Here is a 10,167-nt window from a genome sequence, read left to right on the forward strand (position 1 = left end):
TGGATGCTCCGGTGTCCGGCGGCGCCCAGGGGGCCGAAGAGGGCCGCCTCGCCACGATGGTCGGGGCCTCGGACGAGGATTTCGCCGCGGTCCACGACGTCTTCGAGTTCTGGGCGGGATTGGTGGTCCACGCCGGCGCCCCGGGCGCAGGCACGCGGATGAAGCTCGCGCGCAACCTCCTCCACTTCGTCTCGTTCGCCGCGACCGGCGAGGCGGCGCGGCTCGCCGAGGCCGGTGGGCTCTCGGTCAAGGCGCTCGGCGACGTGGTCCGGCATACCGACGCCATTACGGGCGGCGCCGGGGCAATTATGTACCGCGACACCGCGGCCCCGATCCCGGCCGGGGATTTCTGGGAGGGCGTCTTCGGGCACGTCCGCGGCCTCGGGGAGAAGGACCTCTCACTCGCCCTCGACCTCGGCGAGCGCGAGGGCGTCGATCTCCCCCTCACGCGCCGCGCGCTCTCCGATCTCGCCGGGGCGCTCGGCCTCGCACCGCCGGGCGCGGGCGCGGGTTCGGCCGCGGGCGATTCCGCCGAGGCGAACACCCCCACGCGTACTCGGCCCGTCCCCTCCGACGCCCTCCCCGCCCACGCAATCCCCGGCGACGCCGCGGAGATCCGCTCCGAGGGGCTCCAGCGCATGTCCGAGGTCTACGGCTTCGACATGTCCGATGGCCGCGGCGCGTTCTTCGCGCACACCGCCGACCACCTCTTCGCCAACGTGTGGAACCGCGAGGGGCTCACCGACCGCGACCGGCGGCTGCTCCTCCTCGGCGCTCTCACGGCGGCGGGGGATTTCGGCGTCGCCGAGATCCAGCTCGGCGCAGCCCTCGACAACGGGGAGCTCGACGCCGATCAGCTCCACGAGATCGCCCTGTTCCTCTGCTACTACGCGGGCTGGCCGCGAGGCACCACGCTCGACGGGGTCGTGGGGAAGGTCGCGGCGTCCAGGGCGAAGAAACCCAAGCGCGACTGACGCCGCCCGCCGGATTCCGCTCCGCCCTTGCGCCGGCGCCTGCCGGTGGACCGCCGGGCGGAGCTCGGCGAACTCCGGCCTGCAGGGACCGGCGGGGCCGAACCGAAGCGGACCTCCGCCGTCAGGAGCCGATGGTCTCGGCGAGCGCGGCGGCGTCCTCCTCGCCGAACGTGTCCTCGAGTGCCGCCGCTGAGTAGTCGAGGTCGATCTCTTCGACCGGTCGACCGCGCGCGGACTCGATGGCGCCGAGGCGGCGGTGGGCGCGGTCCGCGGCGTAGCCGGCGAAATCGTGGTCCTCGCCGGAGAACGGCGGCGTCTCGAACTTGTCGTTGTCCCATTCGATGCTGCCGAGGATCAGCGGGAGCAGCTCGCCCATCTGCTCGGAGACGACGTCCCACAGCGAATCGTCGGCGGCGACGTGCCGCCGGCAAGTAAAGGTCCCCCACGCCATGTGGCGGCGCTCGTCGTCAGAGATGTGCTTGATGAGCTGGCGCATCCCTGGCAGGATGCCCCGCCCGGTGCAGATCTGGTTCCACGCGTAGTAGCCGGTGAGCGCGAGGCACCCCTCGACCACGTGGTTGTACGTGACGCTCGCGACGACCTGGTTGCGCGGTGAAGGGTCCGCGGAGAGTGCGCGGAGTGCATCGGGGAGCCGCTCGTAGAAGAGTTCGCGGTAGTACGGGTTGGTATCGACATGGCTGTGGAGATCGGTGTCGAGGCCTACCGCGTCCATCCACAGGCGGAAGCCCTGCGCGTGCTTGGCCTCCTCGAAGCAGAACTGCGAGAGATACATCTCGTCGCCGAAGCGTCCCTCGGCGGACATCGCAGACATGAAGGGCTGGATGTCCTCGGTCACGGCCTCCTCGCCCGCCGCGAATTCGGCGACGAGGGTGGTGGCGCTGAGCAGCTCGTCCTCGGTGAGGGACTGCCAGTCCTCGCGGTCGCGGGAGAAATCGATGCTCGCCGGATCCCAGTGCTTGGCGTTCCCTTTCGCGAAGAGGCGCAGCGAGAAGACGTCCCAGTTGAGTCCGCCCCCGTGGAGCGTGGAGAATCCGGTCCTCCTGGCGGCGCCCTGGTCGATGGTGGTCATGGTGCTCCTCCTCGCCGGTGGTCCGGGGTCGCTCGGAACCCCTCTGGCCGCAGCCTAGCCCCGAATGCTGTGGTGTGGGTCACTTTCCCGCCTGCGCCGCGATCCCGTCCCGAATGCCCGATAATGGCCCTCGTGGATGGCAACTCGACGATGGTGAATATCGGACTTCCCCTGGGGATCGGCATCGTCGTTCTGGCCGTCGTCGCCGTGCTCGTCAACCGCTGGGGCAGCACGGGCCACGCGCGGGACGCGGGGATCGCCTCGGTCCGCGCGGCACTCCAGCTCGCCGCACTCGCAGGCGTGCTCACACTCGTTATCGACCGACTGTGGGCGACGGTGCTCTTCCTCGTGCTCATGTCGGCGGTGGCCGCGTGGACTTCGGCCTCGCGGATAGCGAAGCGCCGACCCGCGTGGTCGGTCGTCGCAACGTGCTGGGTGCCCGTCGCCCTACCCACCTTCGTCGTCCTCGCGGGGCTCGCCGCGCTCGGGGCGCTCCCGCTCGACGGGTTCGCGCTCATCCCCTCGGCGGGGATCATGCTCGGCAACGCGATGACCACCACGACGCTCGCCGGCAGGCGGTGCCTCGAGGAACTCGTGGCGCGCCGCGGAGAGGTCGAGGCCGCACTCTCCCTCGGCTTCGACGACGTGGAGGCCCGCACGGAGATCTGCCGCGAGGCCTCGGCCACGGCACTTCTCCCCGCCATCGACCAGACGAAGTCGGTGGGCATCGTGGTGATCCCCGGCGCCTTCGTCGGCATGGTGCTCGGCGGAGCCTCCGTAGTCGACGCAGCGATCATGCAGCTCTATGTGATGATCTCGATCCTCGCCGTCGGCGCGGTCGCCACCGTTCTCACGTCGGGCCTCGCCGCCCGGGGGCGCTTCGAGGCAAAGGACACGTCCACGTCCACGTCCGCGAGCAAGGCTGCGTCCAAGGCCACGTCTGCGGCCAAATCCGCGCCGGCCGGCCGGCGCTAGTCGATCGGCGCCTCGGGCTGGATCTCGAGCTCGCGGACGAACGCCCCGCGCGATAGCCCCACCACCGAGCACACTCCTGCGGCGAGCTGCTCCGGGGTGCACATCCGCGGGTGCCGCCCGTGGCCGAAGCGGACCCAGTCGCCGATCACGGCGACGAGGGTCTCTTCGTCGACATCGGTGCCCATCTCCGTGGCCACCGGCCCGGGGCGGACCACACTCGCGCGCACCCCGGTGCCCTCGAGCTCGTACTGCAGCTGGTGGGCCAGCGCATCGACTCCGGCCTTCGCCGAGGGGTAGGCGCCGCTGCGCGCGCGGTGGGTCCACGCGGTGTCCGATCCGATGAGCACGAAATCCCCGCGCCTGCGCTCGACCATCGGAGGCACCGCGACCGCAGCGAGCCTCTGCGCGGCGACGAGATGGAGATCGACCTGGGCGCCGAACTCCTCCGCCGTCATCTCCCAGATGCGCCCCATCTGCAAGTGGCCCGCGCCGTGCACGAGCACTTCGATGGGGCCGAGCGCCTCGGCGGCCGCCGCGTATCCCGCGGCCACGGAGGAATCCGAGGAGACGTCCATCTCCACGGCCACCGCCTCGCCGCCGGCCTCCTCGATGGCCTCGACGACCTCGGCGAGCCGCTCGACGCGGCGCGCCGCGACGGCGACGGGATGCCCCTGCGCGGCGAGCGCGACGGCGCTCGCCCGCCCGATCCCCGAGGAGGCACCCACGACGAGCGCGGGGCGCCTCTCGGGATGCTGCGGGAAATCGAGCGGGAACGGGGTCTTCCTCCAGCGCCCCATCTACGCCTCCATCTTCGGCACGAGTCGCATGGGCAGCGAGGAGAAGCCGCGCACGTTCGAGGAGTGGACGCGGACCTCGCCGCCGTCGAGCGAGAAGTCCTCGAGGGTGGAGAGGATCGCGCGGAGCGAGATGTGCGCCTCGAGGCGCGCCATGTGCGCGCCGAGGCAGAAGTGCGTGCCCACTCCGAAGCTCATGAGCCCGTCCCACGAGCCGCGGTCGATGTCGTACTCCGCGGGCCTATCGAAGACCTCGGCGTCGCGGTTCGCCGAACCGATGAGCAGCAGGACCTTCTCGCCCTCGGGGATCCGCTCGCCGGCGACCTCGACCTCGCTCGACGTGGTCCGCAGCACCATCTGCGAGGAGGTGTCGAAGCGCAGGGTCTCGTTGACCCAGTCCTCGACCCGGTCGGGGTCCGCGAAGACCTTCGCTTTGACGTCGGGGTTCCGGTCCGCCCAGTACAGCGCGTTGCCGAGGAGCTTGGTCGTGGTCTCGTTGCCCGCGATGACCATGAGGAAGAGGAACGAGATGATCTCGTCGTCCGAGAGCTTGTCGCCGTCGACCTCCGCGGCGATGAGTGCCGAGGTGAGATCGTCCTTCGGCTCGGCCCGCCGTTCGGCAACGAGGCCCTGGTAGTAGACGATGAGCTCGAGCGAGGCGGTCATCGCGGTCTCGGGCACGTCGAAGACGTCCTCGTCGCGGTGCATGACTTCGTCCGCGAGAGCGCGCAGCCGCGTGCGGTCCTCCTCGGGCACGCCCATGAGCTCGCTGATGACGTCCATGGGGAGCTTGCCCGCGAAGTCGGCGATGAAGTCCACGACCTCGCCCGCCCGCGCGCGGTCGAGGCACTCGCCCCAGTAGCGCTCGGTGAGCGCGGTGATCTGCTCGGACAGACCCGTGACGCGCCGCGGCGTGAACCCCTTGTTGACCAGGCGGCGGAGCTGGTTATGGCGCGGATCGTCCATCGCGAGGAACGACATCGTCTTGTAGGCGTGCTTGCCGTAGGCCGCGGGATCCGGCGAGACGCCGAGCGCGGCGGAGAACGTGGAATCGTCGCGGAACGCCTCCGCGATGTCTGCGTGCCTCGAAAGCGCCCACAGGCCGAGCTCGGAGTTGTGGAACACCGGCGCATTCGCGCGCAGCGATTCGTACACGGGGTACGGGTCCTCGTGGAATGCGTAATCGTACGGGCTGAAGAAGGCGGCCTGAGTCGTCATATACCGAACTGTACACCCGTATGGACACGTGTCTACCCACTTTGTCGTGCGGGTTCGCGGCGCTTCGCGGGGGTTGCGCTCATCCGCCCGCGAGCACGACCTCGAGGTGATCGCGCTGCACGCCGTCATCCGCGGAAGCGGCGAGAGCCGCCACCCGATCGGCTTCGGGAAGCCGGCCGAGTTCCGGGGCGAGGAGGCCGCGCGCGCCCTCGACCGCCGACCCCTCTCCCGTCGGCCCAGCGCCGACCGAACCGTCGCCCAACGAACCGGCGCCCACCAGCCCCTCGACCGCGGGGGCCAGCGCCGGAGAGGCCGCGAGGTCGGCGTTCGTGATCCCGAGCAGCGAGACCTCCCATTGCCGAACGCCGTAGAACTCCGTGCCCTTCTCGTCGTGCGGCCATGCCGAGAGCAGCATCTGCGCGCGCTCGGGCCGAGAGAACGGGTGGATGGTCGGCGCGTAGAGGAACGGCTCCTCGCGCCAGCTCACTTGGACGCGTGGCAGGGTCCACGCCCCCTCGGGTGCGGGAGCTGTGCGGGTGACGGCGCCCAGCGGCCCATCGAGGTAGGACAGCACCACCTGCCCGTCGATGACCTGCGAACCAAGCTCCCCGATGGCCGATCCGGGCACCGTCGGCTCGATGATGGGGCTCGAGGGGTCCGCGCCGCGGCCGTCGGGATCGGCGCTATGGCCCGCGCGGCGCCAGCCCCACGCGCCGGAGGAGTCGCGGCCGAGGAACTCGTACGCCGAGCGCTCCCACATCCTGCGCCAGTCGACGCGCGCGAGATGGATCCCGCCGCCGTGCCAGCGCCCCGAGTTCGTGCCGTAGATGTAGACCTCGTCGCGGCTGGGGAAAAGGAGCATCGTGTTGTTCTGGAAGTGCCGCCACACGCCGGCGTTGGGGAAGTCGAAGTTCCCGTGATCGGCCTCGAGGTCCCACGAGCGGACCCAGTTCTCGGCGTGGGTGTCGGTGGAGGTCCACATCCGCGAATGGAACGTCTCCCAACTGCTCCCCTCGGTGACGGAGGCCCAGCTCTTGATGGCGAAGGTGGTCATCACGTAGCGGCCGTCGGGGAGGTGGATGAGATCGCAGGGGATGTTGGTGAACCCGTCGGGGAGGCGGCCGTTATCGGGGCCGCCGGCGTGGCGGTAGTTGATCATCTGCTTCGCCCGCGCCCCGCCGATGGCGTTGTCCCACACGATTCCGTTCTCGATGTCCTGGTTGGACTGGCGGAAGCCGATCGGCGAGCGCCAGTCCGCGCCGCCGACGTGGTCGGCGAAGCTGTCGCCGAAGATCGTGATTGTGTAGCCGTGATTGGTGGGCGCCGGGTAGCCGAGGTCGGTGGCCGGGGCCCCGAACCTGCCGGTGCCCTCCGGGCCGCTGAGTTCTCGGACGAATCGTGCCATCGGTTCCCCGCCTCTCCCCTCCCCGTTTCGGCGCGGGACGTGCGGCTACTCCGGCCGAACGGGGAGATCGAGGAGGTCTTCGAGATCCGCCGGCCCGAGGCGCCGTTCGCGCGCCGCCTTTCCGCCTGTGCCGAAGGCTACGCCTTCGGACTCGAGCACCTCGCGCACCGAGCGCCGCTCTGCCGGATCGGACCACGAGAAGCCGGCCGACGGCGAACCGTCCGCGCGGAGCACCCGGTAGGCGCCGGTTCCGCCGTGCCGGGCGAGGCGCGTGCCCACGGCCCGTGCCCCGGTTCCGAGGACCTCGGCGACGTCGCCGTAGGAGGTCCAGTAGCCGGAGGGGAGCCGCTCGAGGAGCAGCTCGAGGCGTGGCCACGGAGAGGAGGTCGCGGAGCGTGGGTCGGGGCCTGGGTACGAGCCAATACCCGGGCCATTATCTTGACCCGGCATCAATCCCCGTCCGGCCCGAGGAACTCGAAGAGCACGCGCATCCCGGCGACGTACTGCCGCGGATTCATGTTCCCGCGGATGGTCACCTGCACGGCGAAGCCCTGGATCAGCGAGAGCACGATGGGCGCGCACGCCCATGCCATCCCCTCGGCATCATCGGCTCCGTCCTGCGCGAACCAGGCGCCCAGGTAGTCGCCGATCGCGTAGTACAGGCGGTCCGTGCCGATCTTCGTCGCCGGGCGCATGACCTCGTCGACCATGCCGCGACCCCATGTGGCGATGAGCGCCTCGGCCGCGGACTTCGTGGGAAAGAGCGCGTAGAGCATGGTCTCGAGCACGGTGTCCGGCGCCGGGACCGGGGACCGGCGGCGGAAGCTGTCGAAGAGGTCCGCCTTGTCGTAGAGCATGTCGTTGACCGAGGCGACGAACACATCCTCACGGGCACGGACGTAGTCCTCTAGCTCGAAAAGCGGGGCGCCCGCCCCGGCTCCGAGCACCGGAAAGGCCTTGGCGAGCCGCACCGAGCGCGCCGTGAGCGAGACGATCGACTGTGCGCGCGACGTGCTCGCGGGCTCGAAGACGCCGCCGAACGCGACCACTCCGTCCGGGTCGACCCCCGGAATGCTTCCCTGCACTTTCTCCGGCACGCCCTCGAGAATAGCGGCCACCGAACGAGCTCGCGCGAATGTCGAACCGCGCAGGAACCCACCGGAATCGGCAGCGATCAGAGCAGCCCGAGCTTCCCCGCGAGCCGCTCGACGAAGGCGAACACTTCCGCCTCGGACTTGTCCGGGGTGCCGTAGACGACCTCGTCGACCCCAGCCGCGCGCCAGCGCTCGTGGTTCGCCGGGTCCGGCTGCCCGTCGAGGATCACGGTGTACGGGCCCCCCTCGCGGCCGGCCTCGCCCCACATCTCGCGGAGCTGCTCGATGCCCTGGACCGCGTCGTTCTCGATGGGGGTGGTCATCCACCCGTCCGCGGCGCGGCAGATCCAGCGGAAGTTCTTCTTCGTTCCCGCGGCGCCGACGAGCGTCCTGGGGCCCGGCTGCTGCACCGGCTTCGGCCAAGCCCACGAGGGCGGGAAGTCGACGAACTCCCCGTGGAACTCGGCCTCCTCCTCGGTCCACAGCGCGCGCATGGACTCGAGATATTCGCGGAGCATCGTGCGGCGGCGGCCGGTGGGCACGCCGTGGTCGCGCAGCTCGTCGAGGTTCCAGCCGAAGCCGACCCCGAGGGTCACGCGCCCGCCCGACAGGTGATCGACCGTGGCGATGGTCTTCGCGAGCCCGATCGGGTCGCTCTCCACGGGTAGGGCCACGGCCGTGCCCAGGCGGATCGTCTCGGTGACGGCCGCCGCCGCACCCGATGCGACCCACGGGTCGAGCGTCCTTCGGTAACGATCGTCGGGCAGCTCCTTGCCGCCCGTGGGGTGGAGCGCTTCCCTGTCCACGGGGATGTGGGTGTGCTCGGGAACATAGAACGAGCTGAAGCCGAGCGACTCCGCGTGGGCCGCGAGCTTCTCGGGTCGCGGTCCGCGGTCCGAGGTGAACAAGGTGATGCCGAAATCCAAGGCCGGAGCTCCTCCATGTGCGCGGGCCGAGGTGCGACTCCGCAGGGTGTGACCATCGACACCATAGCCGGACTCGGTTCTGCCCGAGCCCCGTTTGCAGCGAACCCTGCTAGCGCTCGCCTTCCGTAAGCCCTTGCAGTCCGAGGAACAGTGCGTCGACTGCCTTCCTGTAACCCCGCGGTTCGAGTGGGAGGCCGATGGCCGTCTGGATCATGTACCCCTGCGCGAGCGCGAGGAACGCCGGCGCCGCGAGCTCCGCCCGCCGGGCCGGATCGGCGTCGCCCTCCTGCCGGAACCACGCCTCGAGGTAGGCCCGGGCGCCGCCGGACAGCGTCCCGATCGACTCGACACCTATCGCGGCGATCGCCGGGTTCGTCGTCGCCAGCCCCCAGATCTGCAGCAGAGAGCGCTTCTCCACGACGAACGCCGGGAGGTCGGATACGAGTCGCTCGACGACCTCCGGCGGGGATGGGACGGGCGCGGAGGCGACGAAGGAATCGAAGACCTCGACCCGGCTGCCCACCACCTCGCGGGCGGCGTCGAGGAGGATGTCGTCCTTCGAGGAGTAGTAGCCGTATATGGCGCCAGATGACAGGCCAGACCTGGAGATCACGTCGGCCATCGACGTGTCCGCGATCCCCTTCTCCCGCATCGAGTCGAGGAGCGCACCGACGATCTTCGCCTTCTGCTCCGCCTTGCGCTCTTCCGAAATCCTGGGCATGAAACGACCATACAGAATGATCATTCCCCTTGATTCGAGGACCCCCGAGCCGTACCTTAAACCGAGCGAACGTTCCTTTTGGACAAGATATCAGCCTCGAACAGGAGAAATGACATGGCAGGAATCAGGGAAGATCCTCGGGAGGACCACCGGAAAGAGCCACGGGACACGCTCCACGCGGTCGACCCGGCCGGAGAGGCCAATGCAGAGCCGCAGACAGAAACGCAGGCACAGGCCCAAGACCCGCAGCCCAGCCCGTGGCCGCGCGCGCTCCTCACCGGCGTGCTCGGCGCCGTGATCGTCTCGCTCGTCGTGCTGGCGTTCCTCTGGCCCTCCTTCGCCTCCGAACCCAAGAACCTCCCCGTGCAGGTCGTCGCCTCGGAGCAGGAGTACGAGCAGTTCACCGCACAGACCGAGAAGGCCTCGGCCGCGCGGGGGACGGCACTCCCCTTCTCCTTCGTCCGCGCCGACTCCCGGGACGCCGCCGTCGACGCGATCACCCATCGCGACGCCTACGGGGCCTTCGTCCTGCCCTCCGGGCCGGACGGACAGATGGAGGTGTTGACGGCGAAGGCCGCCAACACCCAGGTCGCCCCGATCATCACCAGCGCGGCGCAGAACATGGCCAAGGGGCAGGCGGCGCAGATCCCGGCCGACGCGCCCGCCGAGCAGCGCACCGCGGCGATGGACAAGGCCCTCGAGGGCCCGACTATCACCGACGTCGCGCCGCTCCCCGAGGCCGATCCCAACGGCACCGGTCTCGCACTGTCGTCGCTACCGCTAACGATCGGCGGGATCATCGGCGGCGTCGTCACCGCGTTCACCCTCAAGGGGACGTGGCGTCGCCTCGCCGGCGTGCTCACCTATACCGTCGTCGGTTCGCTCGCCCTCTACCTCGTGCTCGACGTCTGGTTCGAGTTCCTCCCCGCGCCCTTCGCGCTCGAGTGGCTCGCGATCGGGATGAGCCTCC

Annotated in this window: 10 protein-coding genes and 2 pseudogenes; 4 read left to right on the top strand and 8 right to left on the bottom strand. The window is 70.0% G+C overall.

The genetic code is table 11. The annotated features are described in order from the left end of the window. Both V7E05_RS09735 and V7E05_RS09740 read left to right on the top strand, forming a co-directional pair. Positions 1-488: pseudogene (locus V7E05_RS09735) on the top strand (NAD-binding protein); the annotation flags it as partial. A gap of 255 nt (positions 489-743) precedes the next feature. Continuing rightward, positions 744-974 (top strand): annotated as a pseudogene (locus V7E05_RS09740) (carboxymuconolactone decarboxylase family protein); the annotation flags it as partial. A 121-nt stretch (positions 975-1,095) separates the two neighbouring features. Here the strand turns inward: V7E05_RS09740 and V7E05_RS09745 are convergent. Continuing rightward, on the bottom strand, positions 1,096-2,064 hold the full coding sequence (locus V7E05_RS09745) for a R2-like ligand-binding oxidase (RefSeq protein WP_333619462.1): 969 nt from the start codon (positions 2,062-2,064) through the stop codon (positions 1,096-1,098). A 123-nt stretch (positions 2,065-2,187) separates the two neighbouring features. On the opposite strand from V7E05_RS09745, the gene V7E05_RS09750 reads away from it, so the two are divergent. Then, entirely contained in the window at positions 2,188-3,039 is an 852-nt protein-coding gene (locus V7E05_RS09750; protein ID WP_333619463.1) for an ABC transporter permease, read from the top strand. Here the strand turns inward: V7E05_RS09750 and V7E05_RS09755 are convergent. From V7E05_RS09755 to V7E05_RS09785, 7 genes are all read right to left on the bottom strand, one after another. After that, the gene (locus V7E05_RS09755; RefSeq protein WP_333619464.1) at positions 3,036-3,836 is read right to left on the bottom strand and encodes an SDR family oxidoreductase; all 801 of its coding nucleotides are present in this window, start codon (positions 3,834-3,836) and stop codon (positions 3,036-3,038) included. The two genes, V7E05_RS09750 and V7E05_RS09755, sit on opposite strands and share 4 nt — an antisense overlap. Continuing rightward, a complete protein-coding gene (locus tag V7E05_RS09760) occupies positions 3,837-5,051 on the bottom strand; it encodes a cytochrome P450 (RefSeq protein WP_333619465.1) in 1,215 nt (404 codons plus the stop codon). Positions 5,052-5,130: 79 nt separating this feature from the next. After that, positions 5,131-6,456 carry a DUF4185 domain-containing protein gene (locus V7E05_RS09765; RefSeq protein ID WP_333619466.1) on the bottom strand — a complete coding sequence of 442 codons (1,326 nt, stop codon included), beginning with the start codon at positions 6,454-6,456 and terminating at the stop codon, positions 5,131-5,133. Positions 6,457-6,501: 45 nt separating this feature from the next. Continuing rightward, positions 6,502-6,906 carry an MGMT family protein gene (locus tag V7E05_RS09770; RefSeq protein WP_333619467.1) on the bottom strand — a complete coding sequence of 135 codons (405 nt, stop codon included), beginning with the start codon at positions 6,904-6,906 and terminating at the stop codon, positions 6,502-6,504. Further along, positions 6,906-7,553 (bottom strand): hypothetical protein, encoded by a 648-nt coding sequence (locus V7E05_RS09775; protein ID WP_333619468.1) that lies wholly within the window; start codon positions 7,551-7,553, stop codon positions 6,906-6,908. Before V7E05_RS09775 ends, V7E05_RS09770 begins: the two co-directional genes overlap by 1 nt. A 77-nt stretch (positions 7,554-7,630) precedes the next feature. Next, the gene (locus V7E05_RS09780; protein WP_333619469.1) at positions 7,631-8,476 is read right to left on the bottom strand and encodes an LLM class F420-dependent oxidoreductase; all 846 of its coding nucleotides are present in this window, start codon (positions 8,474-8,476) and stop codon (positions 7,631-7,633) included. A 109-nt stretch (positions 8,477-8,585) separates the two neighbouring features. Next, positions 8,586-9,197, bottom strand: a complete 612-nt coding sequence (locus tag V7E05_RS09785; RefSeq protein ID WP_333619470.1) for a TetR/AcrR family transcriptional regulator — start codon at positions 9,195-9,197, stop codon at positions 8,586-8,588. A gap of 114 nt (positions 9,198-9,311) precedes the next feature. Between V7E05_RS09785 and V7E05_RS09790 the strand changes: the two genes are divergently transcribed. Further along, positions 9,312-10,167, top strand: an 856-nt coding sequence (locus tag V7E05_RS09790; RefSeq protein ID WP_333619471.1) for an ABC transporter permease, incomplete at its 3' end; no start/stop codon positions are given.

It is taken from the genome of Dietzia sp. (assembly GCF_036741115.1).
GTDB lineage: Bacteria > Actinomycetota > Actinomycetes > Mycobacteriales > Mycobacteriaceae > Dietzia.

Coding starts and splice junctions, on each gene's coding strand:
- V7E05_RS09770 (WP_333619467.1), bottom strand. CDS start 6,906: ATGCCGGGTCAAGATAATGGCCCGGGTATTGGCTCGTACCCAGGCCCC.
- V7E05_RS09765 (WP_333619466.1), bottom strand. CDS start 6,456: ATGGCACGATTCGTCCGAGAACTCAGCGGCCCGGAGGGCACCGGCAGG.
- V7E05_RS09755 (WP_333619464.1), bottom strand. CDS start 3,836: ATGGGGCGCTGGAGGAAGACCCCGTTCCCGCTCGATTTCCCGCAGCAT.
- V7E05_RS09745 (WP_333619462.1), bottom strand. CDS start 2,064: ATGACCACCATCGACCAGGGCGCCGCCAGGAGGACCGGATTCTCCACG.
- V7E05_RS09750 (WP_333619463.1), top strand. CDS start 2,188: ATGGCCCTCGTGGATGGCAACTCGACGATGGTGAATATCGGACTTCCC.
- V7E05_RS09760 (WP_333619465.1), bottom strand. CDS start 5,051: ATGACGACTCAGGCCGCCTTCTTCAGCCCGTACGATTACGCATTCCAC.
- V7E05_RS09785 (WP_333619470.1), bottom strand. CDS start 9,197: ATGCCCAGGATTTCGGAAGAGCGCAAGGCGGAGCAGAAGGCGAAGATC.